Here is a 20784-nt window from a genome sequence, read left to right as displayed (position 1 = left end):
TCTTCTCTTCATCGCCCCGGCGCGATCTGCGCGAGCGCGTCCTCGACCGCTTCGCTGAGCCTGTTGGCGATGGTGTCGATCTGCTCTTCCGTCACGATGAAAGGCGGCGCCAGCAGGACGTGATCGCCGCGTACCCCGTCGATGGTACCGCCCATCGGGTAGACCATGAGGCCGCGGGCCATGGCGGCTGCCTTGATCTTTGCGTTGAGCTTCAGTGCGGGATCGAACGCTGCCTTGGTCCCTCGATCGGCGACAAGCTCGATGGCCTGGAACAGGCCACGGCCGCGGATATCGCCGATATGCGGGTGATTGCCGAAGCGCGATGTGAGCCGGTCGGCGAGAGCACCTCCCATTTCCCGTACGTTGGCCAGCAGGTTGTCGCGGGCGATCACCTCCTGCACCGCCAGCGCCGCTGCCGCCGCCATCGGGTGGCCCATGTAGGTATGCCCGTGCTGGAAGAAGCCGGAGCCACCTGCGAAGGCGTCGTAGATGTGGCGCCCGAGCAGCACCGCGCCGACCGGCTGGTAGCCGCCGCCAAGACCCTTGGCGATTGTCAGCAGGTCCGGCACGACGCCCTCCTGCTCGAAGGCATGCAGCGTCCCGGTGCGGCCCATGCCCGACATCACCTCGTCGAGGATGAGGAGGATTCCATGGCGGTCGCAGATCTCGCGGATGCGCTTGAAGTAGTCCGCAACGGGCGGCACCGCCCCTGCCGTGGCGCCCACCACCGTCTCTGCGACAAAGGCGACTACATTCTCGCCGCCGAGTTCCTCGACCTTGTCGGCGAGCGCCTGGGCGGCGCGGGCTGCGTAATCCTCGGCGCTTTCCATCGGATCCTGATGGCGATAGGCAAAGCACGGGTCGATGTGATGGGTCTCGACCAGGAGCGGCTGAAACTGCCGGCGCCGCCATGCGTTGCCGCCCGCGGCCAGCGCCCCGAGCGTGTTGCCGTGATAGCTCTGGCGGCGCGCGATGATGTGGCGGCGCTGCGGCTCGCCCATCTCGACGAAATACTGCCGCGCCATCTTCAGTGCCGCCTCGACGGCCTCCGAGCCGCCGGAGACCAGGTAGACATGCGAGAGGTCCCCGGGCGCGTCTGCGATCAGCCTTTCGGCCAGCGCCTCAGCTACCTCGGTGGTGAAAAAGCCGGTATGGGCATAGGCGAGCTTGTCGAGCTGAGAATGCAGAGCGGAAATGACGTCGGGATGGTTGTGGCCAAGGCAGGACACAGCTGCCCCACCCGAGGCGTCGATATAGCGTTTGCCGGCCTTGTCGATCAACTCGATGCCGTCCCCTCCCACTGCGATCGGGAGGTCCGTCTTGATCTGGCGATGCAGCAGTTGGCTCATGGGCGTTCAGGACCTCGGGTTGCGGGAATGGTGGGTCTGGAATTCGGCCATCAGGGCGTCGGACTTTCGCAGCGTGTCGAGCGCTGCCTCGCCGCCGCGCCCCGCAACCAGCACAGCGAGGATCTCGGCCAGCGCGAAGGTTGGCGCCATGGTGTGAAAGAAGGACGGGCTTTCGATCGGCGCCACCAGCGTGTGGCGGGCGATCTGCGCGAGCGGGGCAACCTCGCTGTCGGTCACTGCGACAATGGGCACACCCCGCTTGGCGGCATACCCTGCGATCTCCAGCGTCACGCGGGTGTAAGGAGAGACACTGACAACGACGAGCGCGTCCTCGGACGACGCGCTGCGGAGCCGGTCGGCGCTCATCCCGCCCGTGCCGTCGAGCATCACTCCGGCATCGCCGAAAAGCGACAGGATATAGCTGAAGTGCCAGGCCGCGCCGTAGCTCGACCGCAGCCCGAGGCAGAAGATGCGCCGCGCCGCCCCGAGCTCCCGAGCCGCAGCGGCAATCCGCGCGATCGTCTCAGGACCCGCCATCTGGCCGAACTGCCGCCCGAGCGACGACAACATGTCTGCGGCCAAAGCCATTTCGCCCTTGAGTTGCTGGCTCCTGACCTGATCACTCGCCCGCCCGGCGAAACCCAGGCCGCCATCGCGCACCGCCTCGGCATATCGTTGCCGTAGGGCGTCATAGCCATCGAAGCCCAGATGCTGGGCCAGCCGCATCATCGTGGCGGGCTTCACCTTGGCCCGCCGCGCCTGCTCGCGCATCGACAGCAGCGCCACGTCATGCGGGTGATCGAGCACGAAGCGCGCGGCCAACTGGAGCTGGCCGGGCAGGCTGTCGAATGCTTCGACGATGGTTGTGGCGAGAGGAGCAGAATCCATTCGCCGAGCCTAGGATCACAAATCCGGGATTGCAACACTTGTATCATAGTGGTCTACAATGATTCAGATGAATCATGTTCCCTCCTCTCAATCGATCGCTGAAGCGGCCCCACTTGTGGCCCTGATGGTGGCGCCGAATGGCGGTCGGCGCACCAAGGCCGATCACCCTGCGCTACCGCTGACGCCAAAGGAACTTGCTGAAACGGCAGCCGAATGTCGCGATGGCGGGGCCTCAATGATCCACGTCCATGTTCGCGACGGTGCCGGGCGGCATCTCCTTGATGCCGAGGCCTACCACGATGCGATCGCCGCCATTCGCCGCGCCGTGGGGCAGGACATGGTGATCCAGATCACCACCGAGTCCGTCGGCCGATATGCGCCCGAGGAGCAGGCCGCGGTGCTGCGCGCTACGCATCCAGAGGCCGCGTCCCTCGCCTTGCGCGAATTCGTGCCGGACCAGGGCCACGAGACAGCCTTTGCCGAAACGCTGGCATGGATGGCGCGGGAAGGCGTGCTACCGCAGATCATCCTGTACGACCCCGCCGAGGCCGTGGCATTGGCCGCGCTGATGAAGCGCGGCCTCGTGCCGTGGAACGCTGTGCCGGTGCTCTTCGTTCTGGGCCGGTACGCTGCGGGCCAAATATCCTGTCCGGCCGACCTGCTGCCATTCCTGGCGCCGGATATCCCACGCTTCGACCATTGGACCACCTGCGCCTTCGGCCGGGACGAGGCGGCCTGCGTCACCGCCGGCGCCTTCATGGACGGGCATATCCGGGTCGGGTTTGAGAACAACCTTCACTTGCCCGATGGCCGCCGGGCCGACAGCAATGCCGACCTCGTGCGTGCGATCGCTGGCATCCTGGGTGACGCTGGATGGAGCTTGGCGAGCGCCGACCGACTACGCGCCGATCTTCAAAGCGTTCTTCGCTAATCGATGGCCGAATTGGGCTTTCGCACCGAGGCCTTCTTAGGGCCGGTTCTGCCTGCCCATCATGCTTGGCGGGTAGACGCTCCAAACGGATCTTTCTGCGCAGCGCTGCCAGGCAGCATTGGGTAGTCTGGGCGCGACGCGCGCGTTCGCTGCGATGACCACGAATGGCCGCGATGCGCAGGAAAGCAGGCCTTTCCGCCTCCGTGAGACCGGGTCGGCGCAAGACCTCTTGGATTACACGAGCGAGCGCTTTCGTGCTCCGTCGACGCCAAGCGCCGCCGCTTTGCGCTTGGAGGACTCGGTAGTATCCTCGCATTAACAGAGAAACGTCATGGGGGGGGAGGACCGATGACTGCTGAGAACCACGATTGGATCGTGTTTCACCGTGTTCGATTTACAAATCCGATTGACGGCAGCGGAAAACCATTGCCTGGGCCAGGGAAGGCCGAGGCGTGGCGGTTCTATCCGGCCTCACCACTCGGCCCCGATGGCATGAGTACCAACGTCTCGGACGAATGGGGTGGGTTCGGTCTTTATCAGACGCGTGCTGACGCCGAGGAGGTCTATGAAAATCCACAGAGCCATCTCTCGTTTCTCGGTGATGCGGCCGAGGAGTATCACGCTCTGGTGGTGCCGTTCGCACATCGGGGGGAGGTGAACTGGCGTGGCGAGGTAAGACATAATGGTACCATTGCGGCGGCCCGAACAGATCCTGGCGGCCCGTTGATGGTCTTCACCTCGGCGGGATATGAAAATCCAGGGCGGGACGATGTGCCCCGCATCGTGTTGTTCCTAAAAGAGATCGGCAATGTCCAAGCCTACTACGCCACTCTTCCCGGCAATATCCGGCGCGCAGTCTATAGCGGAGCTGGCGTGGACGGACACGATGGGATCACGGTGTCGCTCTGGCGGGACGACGCGTCGATGATGGCCGCAGCCTATAAGCCCGGACATCACCGATCGCAGATCGACTATCACCGTGTGAACGGTCTGTTCGATCGAAGCTCGTTCAGCCGCGGCCGCATCATTTCCAGCAAGGGCGTTTGGGGCGGCAGTGACCCGGTACTCGAAATGTCCGGTTGAGATTCGCGCTGCCCCCGTAGCCGGCAGGCCTGGCTCCCTCGACAGCTTGGCCCTTTGGCGAAAGGAAGCCCGACATGACGACCGTCCTCGTGCATGGCAATCCCGAGACCGCAGCAATATGGGACGATCTGATTCCGCATCTGGCGGATGATGATGTTGTTTGCCTCTCGCCTCCGGGCTTCGGCGCGCCCGTTCCCAAAGGTTTCGACTGCACAATGGCCGCTTACAGAACTTGGCTTGTCAGAGAGCTTGAGACGCTGGCCCGACCTGTCGATCTGATCGGACACGATTGGGGAGGAGGCCACGTACTGGGCGTTGCGATGCAACGTCCTGACCTGATCCGATCATGGACCACCGATATTCTGGGCCTCTATGACCCTGACTATGTCTGGCATGATCTTGCGCAGGCTTGGCAGGCGCCCGAAACGGGCGAACAGGCGATCGCCCAAATGATGAAGGCGCCAATAGAGGCGGCTGTGAACCGCTACGAAAGCTTGGGCATGACGCGGTCGACCGCGGAAAAAATCCTGTCGGCACGAAGTACGGACATGGGACGGGCGATTCTGGCGCTTTACCGCTCAGCCGTACAGCCCGTCATGCTTGAAGCCGGAAAGCACTTGGACGCGGCAGCTGAACGACCCGGCCTCGCGTTGATCCCGACCGAAGATCATTTCTGCGGCGGCGAGAGACTGATACGGCGCTCGGCCGCGCGGGCGGGCGCTCAGGTTGCGGTACTTGAAGGTGCTGGCCACTGGTGGATGTGTCAGCAACCCCAAGCAGCCGCCGAGACAATAAATCGGTTCCTCAATGGGCTGAGCTAACGGACTTTCTTGGTAGCCGACCGCGACGCAAGGACCGTGCAACGAATGAAAGCCACACCATAAACTGAAGCACAGATCCACATCTGCCCTTCAATCGGAAGTTGTGGCGTGGTTACACCATCAACGCCTCGCACTTCCCCGGATCATCATGACCGTCGCGGCAGGACATAAGGCTGTGTAGGTTGACGACTCCAGTCTTAGTGATGGGGCGAAGGCTGAGTCGGCAAACGCACCAACTGCCACCGCGATCAACGACGGCAAGACATCCGCCTTCCAGTAGACGGGCCGCATCAGGAAGCCGGATATACGTCAGCAATCGTGACGCTCGACCCAGAACCAGCGAGACCGTTGCAATCAGGTGGGGTTCATATACGTCCACAAATGACAAAACTCGCTTTGCGCGCGCATCAGACCTGCCCGGCCGCTTTAAGGGCTGTAACCGCGATTTCGCTCCGATGGATGAAGTCATGCGCATCCTCTTGGCGTTGGACGGTCAGCAAGAAGAGCAGGTCGGCCAGTGCGAGCTGGGCGTCGCGGGCCATGATCGACGAGGAGCGCACATGTTCTTCGTCGGCAACCGTGTAGAGGAGAACATCAGCCAACTTGGCAAGAGGGTTATCCTGCATTCCGGTGATCGCCACCACCTGAGCGCCCTGAGCGCGGGCAAGCTCTGCAATGCGGCAGGTCTCCATGCTGGAACCGGAATAGGAGATGGCTATCAGAACGTCGGCCTCTTCCGCCCCGGCGACATTCGCCATTTGGATGTGGCTGTCGACTGTGTGAATGACGGCACGACCAAGCTTAAGAAGCTTGTAGCAGAGATCGCTTGCGACCAGCGACGAGGCGCCAACCCCCGCCAGGAAGACCCGACGGGCGGAGATGATCGCTTCGACTGCCCGCCCGACCTCGCGGGAGTCGTTGGCGGCCACCGTCTCCCGCATCGCGCGATATTTGGAGGAAACCAGCTTCTCGGCAATGGTCGTATAGCCATCGCCTTGCTCGATGGAACCGTGGATCGGTCCGGTGGGGATCCGCCAGTCCCGCGCCTGACCGGCCGAAATCGCCAGTTTGAGGTCTTGATAGCTGGCAAAACCCAGTTTTTGAGAGAATTTCACCACGCTTGACTGGCTGCGCCCCGTCTCGGCCGCCAGCGCGGCAGAAGACAGGCTCAACATCCGTTCCGGATGATCCGCGATGAACTGCCCGATTTCGCGGTCGGCCGGGGACATACGATCGAGATTTGCGAGAATCTTACGGATGACTGACATTGAGCCTCCCTTTGTCGTCTGCTCTGTGAGTTTGAATAGATTATTCCAACCTATATTGACAGCAGGGAATGGCAGGTGAAGATCTCCCAGGAAAGCGAGGCGCGATGGACAAGCTGAGAATTCAAGGCGGGCGGGCGCTGCACGGGTCCGTCGCGATCGCCGGAGCGAAAAACGCCGCACTGCCTCAGCTGGCAGCCACGCTACTCAGCCCCCATCCCGTTGAGCTAGCCAATCTGCCCGATGTCTCCGACGTCGCCAATATGCTGACCCTTCTCGAGCAATATGGCGCCCGGATCGTCCGCACCGACCGCGACGCCATCATCGACGCGGGCCCGGCTCGGCCGGCCGAGACCGGCTATGACACTGTCCGCCGCATGCGCGCCACTGTTCTGGTGCTGGGTCCGCTGCTCGCCCGCTTCGGAGAAGCGCGTGTTTCGCTTCCGGGCGGTTGCGCCATCGGAGCGCGGCCGGTCGACATGCATGTCTCGGCGCTTTCGGCGCTTGGGGCCGACGTTAGGGTGGAAGGCGGGTTCATCCATGCGCGTGCGCCTAAGGGGCTTCGTGGTAACCGCTTGGTCTTGCCGTCTCCGTCGGTCGGGGCAACAGAGACGGCGATCATGGCCGCGACCGCCGCCGCGGGCGAGACCGAGATCCTCAATGCCGCACGGGAGCCGGAGGTAATTGACCTAGCCGCAAGCCTTGGCGCGATGGGAGCAGTCATCGAGGGTGCGGGTACGCACCGCATTCTTATCAACGGCCCGGCTTCCTGGCGGCCAGCTGCGCATCGGATCATGCCGGACCGGATTGAGGCGGGGACCTATGCCATCGCGGCGGCTATCACCGGTGGCCAGATCGAGCTGTCCGGTGCTCGGCTGGAGCATATGGCCTCGGTCGTCCAGGCACTTGAGTTGGCCGGCGCACGAGTATGGCCGGGCGACCGTGGTCTCGTGGTCTCGGGCGATGGCGCACTTCGTGGCACGGATGTCACGACGGAGCCCTATCCCGGCTTCCCGACCGATCTGCAGGCGCAGTTCATGGCGCTAATGACGCAAGCGGACGGTGCGTCGATGATCCGGGAGACGATCTTCGAAAGCCGCTTCATGCATGTGCCGGAGCTGGTGCGCCTTGGGGCCAACATTCGCCTGCAGGGGAGGACGGCCGTTGTTCGGGGCGGGGCAAGGCTACATGGCGCACAGGTAATGGCGACCGACCTGCGCGCGTCCGTGTCGCTGGTGCTCGCGGGGCTTATCGCCGAGGGCGAAACGGTTCTCAACCGCGTCTATCATCTCGACAGGGGGTATGAGCAACTCGACCTGAAGCTACGCCGCTGTGGGGCGCAGATCGAGCGGGCCGCGCAATGACCGGACAAATGTTTCTCGGCGTGGATGGAGGCGGTACCGGTTGCCGGGCGAGGATCGAGGACGCCACAGGGCGGGTGCTTGGCCAGGGGCTGTCCGGCCCTGCTACACTGCGACTCGGACCGGAACGCGCGCTGGCCTCCGTTCACGCTGCAGCCGAGGCCGCCATGGCCGAAGCCGGGCTGTCTTCCGATGACTGGCAGCATCTCACGGCTGGGATCGCGCTCGCCGGGATCGGGCGAAAAGGCGCGCGTGCTGCCCTTGCCGATATGCCTGGCCGGTTCGCCTCCGCCGTTTACGCGAGCGACGCGGAGGCGGCCTGCCTCGGGGCGCACTCCGGGCAGGACGGCGCGATTGTGATCGCCGGTACGGGCTCGATCGGGATCGGATATGTTGACGGTAGGGAATTGCGCGTGGGCGGCTACGGCTTCCCTGTCTCCGACGAGGGCAGTGGTGCGGCCCTGGGGCTGCATGCGCTGCAGATGGCCTTGCGAGCGCAGGATGGGCGGGTGGAGCAGACCTCCCTGCTTGCCGAGGTCATGCAGCGTTTCAGGGACGATCCGTTCGAGGTTGTGAGCTGGATGGATCAGGCAACGGCCTCGGACTATGCCACGATTGCGCCGGTCGTGCTGCGGCACGCCGATCAGGGTGACAGCGCGGCCCGGAAGATCGTGCAGCGCGGGGCAGAACAAATCGACGCGCTGGTGCGTACCCTTGCATCAATGGGTGCGGCCCGCATTACGCTGCTTGGGGGATTGTCTAGCGCGCTTGAGCCCTGGTTGGCACCAGACGTGCGGCGCCGGCTCAAGCCCGCCGACGGCGATGCGGTGAGCGGCGCGATTCTCTTGGCAAAGCGGGCCGCAGGTTGACGCCTGCCGGGTCTGGTCATTCTTAAGAATATAATATTCCAGATGACAGTTGACAATTGGAATTCAATATTCACACTTGCCGCTGACACGTGAGTGCAGGGGGAATCTCTGCCGCAGCTAGGGTGAAGTTGAGGATGGGAATGCGTCGGGATCTTCTGAGCGAACTCGAAAGCCTCGTCTCGGAAGAGCGCAACCCCCGCACCGAAGATATCGACCTGCTGCCGACGCGCGAGCTTCTGGCGCGGATGAACGAGGAGGACGCGCGGGTTCCCGCAGCGGTCGCGGCCGTTCTTCCGCAGATCTCCGAGGCGGTGGAGCGGATCACCAATGCGTTCCGTGTTGGCGGCCGGCTGATCTATATCGGCGCCGGCACGAGCGGCCGGCTCGGCATTCTGGACGCCTCCGAATGCCCGCCGACGTTCGGCGTGCCGGAGGGAATGGTGGTGGGCCTCATCGCCGGGGGAGATCATGCGCTTCGCCACGCGATGGAGGGTGCAGAGGACGAGGTCGAATCCGCCCGTAACGATCTCGACCGGATCGGGGTTTCCGATCGCGACGTTGTCGTGGGCATTTCCGTGTCAGGGCGTACGCCCTATGTGCTGGGCGCGCTCAAGGAAGGCCGCCAGCGCGGCGCCGCGACGGTCTCGATTTCCTGCAACCCTGGCTCTGCGGCCGATGCGCTTGCCGATATCGCAATCGCCCCTGTCGTCGGTCCGGAGGTCCTGACCGGATCCACTCGACTGAAATCCGGCACAGCGCAGAAACTCGTCCTCAACATGCTGACAACGGCGAGCATGATCCGGATCGGCAAGGCCTATGGCAACCTGATGGTCGATCTGCGCGTCACCAACGACAAACTCGCCGCCCGCGCCACTCGCATTGTGATGCAGGCGACCGGCTGCAGCATGGCTGACGCCGAGGCGGCGCTCGAAGCGTCACAGCAGGAGGTCAAGTTGGCCATTCTCATGCTGTTGACTGGAGACGACGCCCGCGCGGCCCGTGCCCGACTTGACGCCGCTGGTGGCGTGCTGCGGTCGGCATTGCAACTGACCAAGAGCCTGAACGAAAGATAAAAAGCAACCTGCCAGGGAGACGAACATGAGTACCACCAAGAAAGGCTTGTCAACACTCGCACTCGCGGCGCTTCTTGCCATACCGGCGATTGCGCCGGTCCACGCGGATACGCTGAAGATGGCCTGGTCGCAGGACGCGACGGGGCTTGATCCGCAAAAGCAGACGGCCTTTTCCTCAATCCGCCTGTTGGAACTGATCTATGAACCGCTCGTCCGGCTTGATGCCAAGTTGGAGGTGGTGCCGGCGATCGCCAAGTCTTGGGCGTTCGGCGATGGCGGCAAGTCGTTGACCTTCCATCTCGATCCGAAGGCGAGCTTCTCGAACGGCGAAGCAGTGACGTCCTCGGACGTGAAGGCCTCCTTCGAGCGGCTGCTGGACGAGAAGACTGCAGCCGCCGCGCGGTCCAACTACCTTTCGATCGCCTCGATCGAAACGCCGGATCCCGAGACCGTCATATTCAAGCTGTCCCAGCCGGACGTACCTATCCTGGCCGCCATGGCGAGCGTCAACGCCGCCATCTTGCCGGCGAGCGCGATCAAGGACGGGTCCGTCGGCACAAAGGCAATCGGCTCGGGCCCCTTCATGCTGAAGAGCTGGGATCCGAACGCCAGTGAGGTGCTCGTCGCAAATCCCCACTGGGCGGGAGGCAAGACGGGCGTCGACCAGATCGACATCTCGGTTCTGCCCGATGAGACGGCTATCGTCGCCGCGCTCCGCACAGGCAAGATCGACTTCGCGTTGCTCAACGATCCTCTCGTCGCAACGATGGTGCCGAAGGTGTCGGGATTGAAACTCGTGCGCACGCCATCCATTTCCTACAACGTCCTTCAGCTCAACCCGTCGCGCAAGCCGATGACCGAGCTGAAGGTACGACAGGCGATATCCTGTGCGATCGACCGCAAGGCCGTGCTCGATACAGCCGCGCTCGGGGAGGGCAAGGTGACCGGCCCGATCACGGCGCCGGCCTATGCGACAGATCCCTCCAAGCTCTTCTGCTACAAGCCGGATCTTGCCAAGGCGAAGGAGTTGATGAAGGAGGCGGGCTATGCGAAGGGCTTCACCGCAACCGTGATTGCAGCGACAGGCGAGCCCGCGACCGCGGAGGCCGAGGCGCAGGTGATCCAGTCCGAGCTGAAGAAGATCGGCATCAAGCTCGATATCAAGATGATGCAGCTCAACGTCTACGTCGACGCCTGGTTGAAAGCGGACTTTGATATGGCCGTGGCACTGAACGGCGGTCGGCCCGATCCCTACACGATGTATAATCGCTACTTCACCAAGACCGGCAACCTGCTGAAAGTGTCGAACTACACCGACAACGAGCTCGACAGCCTGTTGAACCAGGGCCGGGTGGAGACAGATCCCGCCAAGCGCAAGGCGATCTTCGCCAAGTTCGACCTGCATCTGGCCGAGATGGCGCCGTGGATCTGGCTCTTTACGCCGGATACCTACGTGGCCGAACGCTCCGACGTTCAGGGCTTCGTGGGCTCGCCGATGGGGTCTCTCTTCGGGCTTTCCGCGGTCACGCTGAAGAAATGAACCCGGCGTCCCCGGCCCGTGCATGGGCCGGGGGCCTGAAAGGCCCGCGATGAATACCCTCATTCGACGACTGGCTGCCTTCCCATTGGTGCTTCTGGGCGTCTCCAGCCTCGTCTTCGTGGCAATCCGCCTGGTGCCTGGCGACGCGATTACCGCGATGCTGGGCACCCAAGCGGGGCTACTGACACCCGCCCAGAAAGCAGCACTGGCGGCCTATTTCGGCCTCGATCGGCCTTGGATCGCGCAATATTGGCACTGGCTGCGGGCGCTTCTGCACGGCGATCTGGGCATTTCCGTCACCTATGGCAAACCGGTGCTGGAGGTGATCTTGCAGCGCTTCCCATTGACGCTCGAACTAGCGCTTCTTTCCATGGCCATCGCCTTGGTGATTGGGGTTCCGGCCGGTGTCTATGCCGCCACCCACGCAGAGCGGCGCTCGGACTTGGTGCTTCGCATCGGGGCGATGATCGGCCAGTCGACACCGAGCTTCGTTTTCGGCCTGGTGATCATCTACGTGCTATCGGCGGGGTTCGGTGTGTTGCCCGCAATGGGCACCTTTACGCCCCTTCTAAAAGATCCGTTAGCCAATCTCGGCCAGCTCATCCTGCCGGCCCTGACGTTGGGTGCCGCCTTTGCTGCCGCGGTCACCCGCATTGCGCGCTCCGCGATGCTCGATGTGCTGAGCGAGGACTACGTCCGCACCGCGCGTAGCCGGGGCGTCCCGGCGCGCGGCGTGATTTGGCGTCACGCCCTGCCCAATGCCCTGATCCCCGTCGTCACCGTCTCTGGTATCGAATTTGGCTATCTTCTCGGAGGCGCCGTGATCGTGGAACAGCTTTTCGCACTACCGGGCCTCGGGCGCATGGTACTCGACGCGATCCTTCAGCGTGATTACGCGCTGGTGCAGGGAACCGTCCTGTTCATCGCGTTCAACTTCATGGTGGTGAACTTGCTCGTGGACCTGACCTATGTCTGGCTCGACCCGCGCATCAGGGCGCGGGGCTGATGTCCCTCCTTAAAGCCCTTTTCCGTCATCCGAGCGGGCGCATCGGCGCGACGATCGTGCTGGTCTACCTTCTGCTCGCCGCGATGGGTTGGATTGGGCTAACCCCACATGACCCGCTCGCACAGAACCGGATCGCACGGCTGCAGCCGCCGAGCGCGCGATATTGGCTCGGCACAGACCTCTTCGGGCGCGACGTGGCGAGCCGGCTGATGACGGGGATTGGCCAGTCGTTCCTGATCGCTTTTTTATCGGTCGCCGTTGCCGCCAGCGTCGGCACTGTGCTGGGCCTTGTGGCGGCCTGGTTCGAGCGGTTCTGGGACGGCATCCTGATGCGTAGCATGGACATACTCCTTGCCTTCCCGGCGATCCTGCTCGCGATGCTGGTGGTTGCCGTGTTGGGGCCGGGGACATGGACATCGGTCCTCGCCATCGCATTCGTATACATGCCGATCTTCACCCGCGTCGTCCGCGGCCCGGCGCTATCATTGAAGAACCGTGAGTTCGTCGATGCGGCCCGCACATTCGGCAGTTCCACCGGCTACATTGTTACCCGCCACCTTCTGCTGAACATCGTTGCGCCGCTGACCGTGCAGGTGACGCTCGCACTTGCCTGGGCGCTTCTGACCGAGGCCGGGCTGAGTTTTCTTGGCCTCGGCACACAGCCGCCCGCTGCCTCGCTGGGCGTGATGCTATCGGACAGCCGGAACCTGATGGAAATGGCGCCCTGGCTGATGATCTGCCCGGCCATCGCCATCATGGGAGGCATCCTCGGCTTCAACCTTCTCGGCGATGCCTTGCGCGATATCCTTGACCCGAAAACCAGGGTGGCGCGCGCATGACACTGCTGTCGGTAAGCGATCTCCACGTCGGCTTTGGCCGCGATCCGGAGAAGAGTGAGGTCGTCCATGGGGTCAGCTTCGACTTGGCCGCCGGAGAGACCTTGGCCCTGGTCGGCGAAAGCGGGTCAGGCAAGTCAGTGACCGCCCTTTCAGTGAATCGGCTCATCGATTTTGGTGGCGGGCGCGTCACGCGCGGGACGATCCTGCTCGAGCGGCAGGATGGCAGCCAGCTCGATCTCGTCGGTGCTCCCGAAGCGGAGCTTTCTCGCATCCGGGGCGCTGAGATCGGCATGATCTTCCAGGAGCCCATGAGCTCGCTGAACCCGGTGAAGACGGTTGGAGCTCAGATTGGGGAGGCCTTCCGTCTGCACCATGGGCTGAGCGGCCGGGCGGTCACCTCGGCTGCGCGGGAGGCGCTGGAGCGGGTGCGCATTCCCGATCCAGTGCGGCGTCTTGGCCAGTTCCCGCACGAGATGTCCGGCGGAATGCTGCAACGGGTGATGATTGCCTCGGTCCTGGCATGCAATCCGCGTCTGCTGATCGCCGACGAGCCGACGACGGCGCTCGACGTGACCATCCAGGCGCAGATTATGGCGCTTCTGGCCGAGTTACGAGACGAGACTGGCATGGGGATGATCTTCATCACTCACGACATCGGGCTTGTGGCCGGGATCGCCGACAAGGTGATGGTGATGCGGGACGGTCGCTCAGTGGAGCAGGGCGCGTTGGGCGCGGTGCTGGATGATCCGCAGCACCCCTACACAAAACATCTCCTACACTCGGTGCCGCATTTCGCACATGGCAAGGCTGTGCGCTGCGATGGCCCTGGCGCGGATGGATCAGAGCGGCCCGCGCCGGCGCTGAAGGTCGATGATCTTACGGTTCGTTTCAATATCAAGCGCACGCTATTCCGCCCCTCGCAGGGCAATATTCATGCGGTAGAGCGCGTCAGTTTTGATCTGCTGCCGGGCGAGACGCTCGGCATCGTTGGTGAAAGCGGGTCGGGCAAGTCCACTACGGCGCGGGCGATCCTCGGGCTGGCCCCCTCAAGCGGCAGGATCTCCGCCACTGGTCAGGGCCTGCGGCCGGTTCAGATGGTGTTCCAGAACCCCTATGCCTCTCTTAACCCGCGGCTTGCCGTCGAGGATCTTCTCGCCGAGCCGGTTCTTGCGGCGGGCCATCGGTTCGATGCCGATGCGCGGGAGCGGATGCATATGCTGCTCGACCGGGTCGATCTTCCGGCCGACAGCCTCACGCGCTACCCGCACGAATTCTCCGGCGGTCAGCGCCAGCGGATCTGCATCGCCCGCGCGTTGATGCTCAATCCCTCAGTAGTGGTGCTGGACGAAGCTGTATCGGCGCTCGATGTTTCGGTACAGGCTCGGGTGCTCGACCTCCTTGTAGATCTGCAGCGGGAATTCCAACTCGCCTATCTCTTCATCTCGCACGACATGGCCGTGGTTGAACGGATTGCCCATCGCGTGGCGGTCGTCTGCCGAGGCGAGATCGTGGAGATGGGGCCTTCAGCAGCGGTTCTCTCCGACCCGCGCCACTCCTACACACGGCGACTGATTGCCGCCGTGCCGAACATCGCCCGCAGGCGGGTACATTTTGATCTCGACACCAGCCAGGTGCCCTCGATCCTCCATCCAGCAGGATGGGAACCGCCGGAGGTCCGCTGGTTAGAGGTCGGCCCCGGTCATCTTGCTCGTGAGGAGGTGGCATGACGCTCTCCACCCGCTTCGAGAAGGCCTTCGCACCGCTCCATGCGGCGGTTGAGGCCGGGCGCGTTCCCGGAGGCGTACTTGCCGTAACAGAGTCGGGGCAGGGCCGCATCCTTCGCGCGACCGGGCAGGCCCAGATCGTGCCGAGTACGAGGGCGATGACAGAGGAGACCTGGTTCGATCTCGCATCTCTGACCAAGGCGGTCTTCACGACGCCGCGAATTCTCGCATTGGCGGAAGCAGGGGTGATCCATCTAGATGCACCCTTGACGACGCTGTTGCCAGACCTGCGCCAGTATGATGTCGGCGCCTGGGAGCGCCAGGTCACGTTCCGGCAGTGCCTTGGCCACCAGACCCCGTTTCCGGCGGTAGAGCCTATCTACACTTATGGGCGCGACGCCGATCTGCTGCGCGCCTTCGTGTTGCAGCGCGAATGGCGTAAGGGGGAGCCAGTCTACTCAGACATAAACTTCATCCTCCTGGGTTTCGCGCTCGAACGCCACATGGGCAGGCGGATCCGCGAGATGGACCCCGGCCCCGGCTTCTCCTTCGCAGCCGAGCCGATCCATGCCGCGGCCACGGAGGATTGTACTTGGCGCCACCGGGTCCTCTGCGGCGAAGTGCATGACGACAATTGCTCGGCGCTCGGTGGTGCCGGCCATGCCGGCCTCTTCGGGACTGCCGCAAGCCTTCTCGATTTCGCTGAGGGGCTGCTGGCCGCTCCGGATGCCCCGGCGACGCTGCTCATGCGAGAAAAGCTCTCGCCCCATCGCACCCATGGCTGGGAATGCGCCCATCCGGGCTGGATGGGCGGGGACCTGTGCCCGCCAGGCACGATCGGACACACCGGCTTTACCGGCACTGGTCTCTGGATCGATTTCGATCGAGGCCGCGCCTGGACGCTGCTTACAAACCGCATCCACCCCACTCGGCACTTCGACAGCGGCATCGCTTCACTGCGCCGGGCGACTGGCGATGGCCTAAACGAGGATTGAATATGGAACCTGCATGGTCGGTCGGTCTGATGACCGGCACGGTGCTTGACGGAAATATAGACGTCGCGATGATCCGGTCGGACGGCGAAACGGTCACAGATTTCGGACCCTATCGCCTTGCCCCCTATCCGGACTGGATCCGGGCGTTGCTGGCGGAAACGCTCGATCAGGCGCGCGACTGGGCCTTCGAGGGGCCGGAGCCGGATATTTTCGCCGTGGCCGAACTTGCCATCACCCGGGCTCAGTCAACGGCCGTGCGCGCGCTGGTGGAAGATGCCGGCATGTCGATGTCGGACATCGCGGCTGTGGGTTTCCACGGCCAGACGGTGCTGCACCGCGCGCCGCAGGCCGAGCGTCTTGGGCAGACGCGGCAACTGGGCGATGGGGCTCTGATGCACCAGCTCCTCGGCGTCCCGGTCGTCTACGACTTCCGCAGCGCCGATATGGCAGCTGGAGGGCAGGGGGCACCGCTCTCGGCCGCCTATCACCGTGCGTTACTGGCGCGTGCGGGAGCACCGGGGAAGACCGCGGTGCTTAATCTTGGGGGCGTCGCGAATGTAACTTGGTGGGACGGGTCCGAGGGGCTTCTGGCCTTCGATACCGGCCCGGCGAACGCGCCGATCAACGACTGGATGAAGTCCCACGGCCTGGGCGAAATGGACATCGGTGGGGCCACGGCCCGTTCCGGCCGCGTCGATGAGGTCCGCTTGACGAAGCTGCTCGAGCATCCGTACCTTTCCGCACCTGCGCCCAAGTCGCTTGATCGGTTTGACTTTAGCGCCGCCATGGCGGATGGGCTCTCCCCCGCCGACGGGGCCGCCACGCTGACCGCCTTCACAGCGGCGGCAGTCGGCCGTGGACTTGATCTGCTGCCCATGCGCCCCACACGCCTCGTCGTCTGTGGCGGCGGCCGCCACAACCCGGCAATTATGGAAGCTTTAGAGCAAAGGGCCGCGGTGCAGGCAGTTCCGGCGGAAGAATTCGGCTGGCGCGGGGATGCGATCGAGGCGGAGTGCTTTGCATTCCTCGCACTGCGCCGCCTGCGTGACCTTCCGACGAGCTTCCCGGGCACCACCGGTACGCGTGCGCCGCTGAGCGGCGGCCGCGTGGCCCGCTAAAGGGACTTTTGTAAAAAGACCCGGCTGCGTCCCTTTGGAAAATCGGACAATTGGCCGAAGCGGCGATAACCCTGCTTTTCGTAACTTCGGATGCCCGTCGGGCTGAAGGAGTCGATTAGCGCGCCGTGGCAGCCGCGGCGGCGGGCCTCATCCTCTGCGGCGTCCAGCATCCTTCCCGCGAGACCGCGACCGCGCCAGTCCTCGTCGACCCAGAGCCATTGGACGTAAAGCCAGCCCCAGCCGGTATAACCCGATAGGCCGGCGACGATCCGGTCTCCGTCGCGATGGAACACTGCAAGCGCCTGCCTATCCGAAGGCCCGACATCCGCGTCATTGAAGTTGGCCAGGGATCGGCCAAGAAAATCTAGGTCCTCTTGCGACGGGGACGCGGTGATCTCTAGCTTCGGCGACATGGCTGAATTCCGATGATTGACGCTCCCGAATTTCCGCGATCTGGGACGCGTTGTCGGGATCACAGTTTTCTACTCCGCGATCGCCGGGCTGCGCCAGCCTGGGTCCTCGGCAAGCCTCCGGATTGAGAATTGAACCGGTAGAAGCATCCGTGCAGTTCGAGTTCACCACATGGCGGGTTGCCATGATGCGGATGGCTTTGACCGACACGCACTTGGCGACCATCGGTTTCCCCCGAGCGGCAGCATTAATCGCCATCGTCACCATAACCTGCCGGTCCGCAGACAGCCCCAAACTTGCCTTTCCCACCACCATCGCCAGGATCAAGACCATACACACAAATCCGCAAGGTGCAGATCCCACCGCACGAGGCGACCGCCTTCCAGATCTTCGCCGGGCTTGCAGCATGATTGTATCCGCCGGCGGAGCTCCTCTCCTCCGGCAACATTTGCGGCGGAACCGGTTAGCGCGGGGTGACCGCTCGTTGGGCGCTATGATCTACAGGGGTTTTGATGAACTTCGGCCGCCATCCTCGTTCGCCAGAGGGAGCTTCTAAATCCGCGCATGTAGGTAAATTATTGTTATATAGTGCAAATGTTGTCTTCCGTCCGAAAAACCGAGGCCTAAGGCAGATAAGACTTCTTATGTAATATTATAACTCACCTGAGCGAGCGGACGGGCCTCAGAGCCATCGCACTGTATGCGTCGAATACTTTCCTTCGCGCGATCATCAAGAGGGTTGAATTTGGACTCAGCAATCTTCTTTCCATAACCAAGAAGATCACCCCAAGCGGCGATAGAGACTTGGAACGGAAATCTAACTCCCTTTGCAACTGGGGGCCTGTTTTTTGGGGGGCTCATATCCCACTCCTATTCTGTTTCTTGACTGAAAAGAGGAGCCGTATCGGCTAGCTACACGCCGTCGAACGCTTCGGCGATGATCTCCTCGACCAGCCGGATTTCTTCGTCGGTCAGCTTGTTGACCGGATCACGCTCCCTCCGGCGCTTCGAGAGCGAGCCGTCGTTCTGGCGGATGAACATGATCAGGTCTTCGGCCAACCGATCCGGCATTTCCACAGCATTCATGATCGCCGACATCGCCCGATCATGTCGCTTCAAATAGTTGATCTCCCGAGGCAGGTCTTCCTCAACCGTGCGCAGGACGCATTCGTAGAGGAACTCGGCCTCGGCCGTGCAGTCGAAATAGCGATAGAGGTCGGCCGTCTCGTTCAGGACCTCGACATTCCCGCTTGGCAGCGCGCGCCAGTCGATGAAGTCCATCAGAGGCCCGGAGTGTCCCTGAAGCACGTTTCTATAGTCGTCGATACGGTCCTGCATGGCGGCAGAAACGGGGAATACCATGCCCGGCGGGGTGAATGCGCGTTCCGCCAGAACGTGATGGATAAGGCAGCGATGAAGCCGCCCGTTTCCATCGGCCAGCGGATGAATGTAGACGAAGGCAAAGGCGATGCAGGCAGCCTGCACGACCGGATCGGCATCATCCTGGTCGCTGATCCGCATGCGGTTGTTGCATTCATTCAGCGCCGTCATCAGCTCGAACAGGTCCTGATGGCGCGCGCCGATGAATTCGGGAAGCGGGGCTCCGTCTACATCGCGCTCGCCGAGGAAAACGCCTTCCTCACGGTAGCCGATGGGGGTGAAGCGGTCATCGCCGATGAGGATGCGGTGCAGGCGGTAGATTTCGGTCTGGTTGAGCGGCCTCTTGCCAGCTTCAAGAACCGCGCGGCCCCAACGCTCCAGACGATTGACCGGCGCGCGCTCGCCCTCGATCTCGAAACTTGCGCGGCTGTCAGCCAGCAGCATGAAACTTGCTGCGCGCGCGATCACCTGCGCGCCCGTTCGGCCTATCGTTTCCTGCGCCTTGGCCGACAGGTCCTGCGCGACAAGACCTTGCAGCTTCTCCGTTCGCCGAATGACGGGACAAAGCGCGCCGGTTCCAAGCAGATTGTCCCGAACGCGGTGGCGCTGTGAAAAGTTCGGCTTGCCCGTGAAGTATGCAGCCGGATCAAGAGCATCGACCGCCGTGACCTTGGGAGCATCCGGCAGATCGAGAACGCGTCCCGTCAACGTCTCGTAGAAGAACCATATCCGCCGTGAGAGGGTCCCTGTTGGCGTTGCCTCGACGATCTTCTTGATCTCGCCTTCGGGCACGGCGTCGAAGACGCGTTTGAGAACGAGCAGATCGATAGGCTCGTGGCGCAGGGCAAAGCCAAGATGACCCTCCAGGCTGCCCTCAGGCAGATAACGTTTGTCGAAGACTTCCCATGGCCCCTCGGTTCGCTTGTTCCCACGGACATGCTTTTCGGAGATACAGGATAGATGGCGAAGCGGAGCGGCAATCTGTAGAGTGTGAACCAGCGCAGACCAACCGGCCAGACTTGTGCCGTACGGTAGCGGTTCGTCTCTCAGGAAGTCTGGGCTCAGTTCGTCTAGCTTCATCAGTCGAAAACCATTCACCTACGTCGAAAATTGATTACATGGCTATCCCATGTAGAAAATATATATACATCGAAACGCATCGAAAATCAATCACAAGCGTCGAAAATTACTCACATGCCACGCTCTCGCGGAAAACCATTTCCCAGAATCGATGGCAACCAGCGACCACGATAGAGGCCGCATGCGCGGGAGCGCACCGTTACGACGCCCCGGCAGGGATCACTCCGCGCGGCGGATCGTGAACAGCCAGCCGAACGGGCTGGTCAGCATTTCATCCACCCAATGGAGCTGTCCGTCGCAGGGCGCATAGAGCTCGACGGCCCCAAGATAGCCTTCAACCACGACCACGGCATCACCGCGGCGCACGGGTTGGCCGGTCTCGGCAATGCGGTGCAGATAGACAAGATTGCCGGTGTAGACGCGCAGGCGCGCACTGAGGCTCACGCGCATGAAGGCATCCGTCGCTATGACGCGCTCGCCCGTGATCAGGAAATAGTCGGTCATCATCACCATGGCGAAAAGTCATCCTTGTTGTGGTCATCGAGCTTTGCGGCGCGCGGTTTGAACTCCGGCACCAGGGCACCGGCCTTTTGCTTGCAGCGCGCATGCGTCAGGCGGATCGCCAGCCGCAGCGTATCGTCCGAGGCCAGGCTGAAGTGGCGGCACAGCTCGTCGAGTTGGGCCGCATGTTTGTCATCGAGATTGAGCATGAAGGTTCGTCGCATAGGGGTCTCCTTTCCTATTTCGGGGTAAAATCCGGGCCACGTCTGCGCTCGCGCGTAAGGCCTTGTTGCCGCTGACGGACCGCGCGTTTGCGCGCAGCGTCGGCAGGTTTCGTGAGTTCCACGGGCGCGCGGCCGCCCATCATCATGTACTGGGCGACATCGCGGTTCAGCGCTGCGATCTGTTCTTGCTGCTTCTGGCGCGCAGCTTCGATCCGCCGCTGAAGCTGGCGGCGTTCGGTCAGTTGTCTCTGAATCGTGGCGTGTTTTTCAGCGCGGTCGCGAGCTGGCTTTGTCAACTTGCCTGGATGGGTTTGAGATGGTCCCCG

Annotated in this window: 20 protein-coding genes; 13 read left to right on the top strand and 7 right to left on the bottom strand. The window is 62.9% G+C overall.

Going from position 1 to position 20784, the window contains the following annotated elements:
- Positions 1–8 precede the first annotated feature (8 nt).
- Together EIP85_RS20220 and EIP85_RS20215 are read right to left on the bottom strand one after the other, a co-directional pair.
- Positions 9–1349: an aspartate aminotransferase family protein gene (locus EIP85_RS20220; RefSeq protein WP_127904033.1), complete on the bottom strand. Its 1341-nt coding sequence runs from the start codon at positions 1347–1349 to the stop codon at positions 9–11.
- Positions 1350–1355: 6 nt separating this feature from the next.
- Positions 1356–2237, bottom strand: a complete 882-nt coding sequence (locus EIP85_RS20215; RefSeq protein ID WP_127904032.1) for a MurR/RpiR family transcriptional regulator — start codon at positions 2235–2237, stop codon at positions 1356–1358.
- A gap of 58 nt (positions 2238–2295) precedes the next feature.
- Between EIP85_RS20215 and EIP85_RS20210 the strand changes: the two genes are divergently transcribed.
- From EIP85_RS20210 to EIP85_RS20200, 3 genes are all read left to right on the top strand, one after another.
- Positions 2296–3168 carry a beta-keto acid cleavage family enzyme gene (locus tag EIP85_RS20210; RefSeq protein WP_338325356.1) on the top strand — a complete coding sequence of 291 codons (873 nt, stop codon included), beginning with the start codon at positions 2296–2298 and terminating at the stop codon, positions 3166–3168.
- A 348-nt stretch (positions 3169–3516) separates the two neighbouring features.
- Positions 3517–4251, top strand: a complete 735-nt coding sequence (locus EIP85_RS20205) for a hypothetical protein (protein ID WP_127904030.1) — start codon at positions 3517–3519, stop codon at positions 4249–4251.
- 74 nt (positions 4252–4325) lie between these two features.
- Entirely contained in the window at positions 4326–5072 is a 747-nt protein-coding gene (locus tag EIP85_RS20200) for an alpha/beta fold hydrolase (protein WP_127904029.1), read from the top strand.
- Positions 5073–5479: 407 nt separating this feature from the next.
- Here EIP85_RS20200 and EIP85_RS20195 read toward each other — a convergent pair whose 3' ends face one another.
- Positions 5480–6340 carry a MurR/RpiR family transcriptional regulator gene (locus EIP85_RS20195; RefSeq protein WP_127904028.1) on the bottom strand — a complete coding sequence of 287 codons (861 nt, stop codon included), beginning with the start codon at positions 6338–6340 and terminating at the stop codon, positions 5480–5482.
- Between the two features lie 104 nt (positions 6341–6444).
- On the opposite strand from EIP85_RS20195, the gene murA reads away from it, so the two are divergent.
- The 9 genes from murA (at position 6445) to EIP85_RS20150 (ending at position 16862) form a co-directional block, all read left to right on the top strand.
- Positions 6445–7701 (top strand): UDP-N-acetylglucosamine 1-carboxyvinyltransferase, encoded by a 1257-nt coding sequence (gene murA / locus EIP85_RS20190; protein ID WP_127904027.1) that lies wholly within the window; start codon positions 6445–6447, stop codon positions 7699–7701.
- The gene (locus EIP85_RS20185) at positions 7698–8567 is read left to right on the top strand and encodes a BadF/BadG/BcrA/BcrD ATPase family protein (protein WP_127904026.1); all 870 of its coding nucleotides are present in this window, start codon (positions 7698–7700) and stop codon (positions 8565–8567) included. The genes murA and EIP85_RS20185 overlap by 4 nt, the downstream gene beginning before the upstream one ends.
- 140 nt (positions 8568–8707) lie before the next feature.
- The gene (gene murQ, locus EIP85_RS20180) at positions 8708–9640 is read left to right on the top strand and encodes an N-acetylmuramic acid 6-phosphate etherase (protein ID WP_127904025.1); all 933 of its coding nucleotides are present in this window, start codon (positions 8708–8710) and stop codon (positions 9638–9640) included.
- A gap of 25 nt (positions 9641–9665) precedes the next feature.
- Positions 9666–11180, top strand: coding sequence for an ABC transporter substrate-binding protein (locus EIP85_RS20175; protein ID WP_127904024.1), 1515 nt, complete (start codon positions 9666–9668; stop codon positions 11178–11180).
- 49 nt (positions 11181–11229) lie between these two features.
- The gene (locus EIP85_RS20170; protein ID WP_127904023.1) at positions 11230–12186 is read left to right on the top strand and encodes an ABC transporter permease; all 957 of its coding nucleotides are present in this window, start codon (positions 11230–11232) and stop codon (positions 12184–12186) included.
- Positions 12186–13025, top strand: a complete 840-nt coding sequence (locus EIP85_RS20165) for an ABC transporter permease (RefSeq protein ID WP_127904022.1) — start codon at positions 12186–12188, stop codon at positions 13023–13025. Before EIP85_RS20170 ends, EIP85_RS20165 begins: the two co-directional genes overlap by 1 nt.
- Positions 13022–14752 carry an ABC transporter ATP-binding protein gene (locus EIP85_RS20160; protein ID WP_127904021.1) on the top strand — a complete coding sequence of 577 codons (1731 nt, stop codon included), beginning with the start codon at positions 13022–13024 and terminating at the stop codon, positions 14750–14752. The genes EIP85_RS20165 and EIP85_RS20160 overlap by 4 nt, the downstream gene beginning before the upstream one ends.
- On the top strand, positions 14749–15744 hold the full coding sequence (locus EIP85_RS20155; RefSeq protein ID WP_127904020.1) for a serine hydrolase domain-containing protein: 996 nt from the start codon (positions 14749–14751) through the stop codon (positions 15742–15744). The genes EIP85_RS20160 and EIP85_RS20155 overlap by 4 nt, the downstream gene beginning before the upstream one ends.
- A 2-nt stretch (positions 15745–15746) precedes the next feature.
- Positions 15747–16862, top strand: coding sequence for an anhydro-N-acetylmuramic acid kinase (locus tag EIP85_RS20150; RefSeq protein WP_127904019.1), 1116 nt, complete (start codon positions 15747–15749; stop codon positions 16860–16862).
- On the opposite strand, the gene EIP85_RS20145 is transcribed toward EIP85_RS20150, so the two are convergent.
- The 4 genes from EIP85_RS20145 to EIP85_RS20130 all read right to left on the bottom strand — a co-directional run bounded on the left by EIP85_RS20145 (position 16859) and on the right by EIP85_RS20130 (position 20458).
- Positions 16859–17275 (bottom strand): GNAT family N-acetyltransferase, encoded by a 417-nt coding sequence (locus tag EIP85_RS20145; RefSeq protein ID WP_127904018.1) that lies wholly within the window; start codon positions 17273–17275, stop codon positions 16859–16861. The genes EIP85_RS20150 and EIP85_RS20145 overlap by 4 nt on opposite strands.
- A 910-nt stretch (positions 17276–18185) precedes the next feature.
- A complete protein-coding gene (locus EIP85_RS20140) occupies positions 18186–19733 on the bottom strand; it encodes a Fic family protein (RefSeq protein WP_127904017.1) in 1548 nt (515 codons plus the stop codon).
- A 219-nt stretch (positions 19734–19952) separates the two neighbouring features.
- On the bottom strand, positions 19953–20246 hold the full coding sequence (locus EIP85_RS20135; RefSeq protein WP_127904016.1) for a biotin/lipoyl attachment domain-containing protein: 294 nt from the start codon (positions 20244–20246) through the stop codon (positions 19953–19955).
- A complete protein-coding gene (locus EIP85_RS20130) occupies positions 20240–20458 on the bottom strand; it encodes a hypothetical protein (RefSeq protein WP_127904015.1) in 219 nt (72 codons plus the stop codon). Before EIP85_RS20130 ends, EIP85_RS20135 begins: the two co-directional genes overlap by 7 nt.
- Before the next feature lie 65 nt (positions 20459–20523).
- On the opposite strand from EIP85_RS20130, the gene EIP85_RS20125 reads away from it, so the two are divergent.
- Positions 20524–20784, top strand: a 261-nt coding sequence (locus tag EIP85_RS20125) for a hypothetical protein (protein WP_164871825.1), incomplete at its 3' end; no start/stop codon positions are given.

The sequence above is a fragment of the Solirhodobacter olei genome (assembly GCF_004010155.1).
GTDB classification, from domain to species: Bacteria; Pseudomonadota; Alphaproteobacteria; order Rhodobacterales; family Rhodobacteraceae; genus Solirhodobacter; species Solirhodobacter olei.
This window is presented reverse-complemented; position numbering and strand designations above follow the sequence as displayed.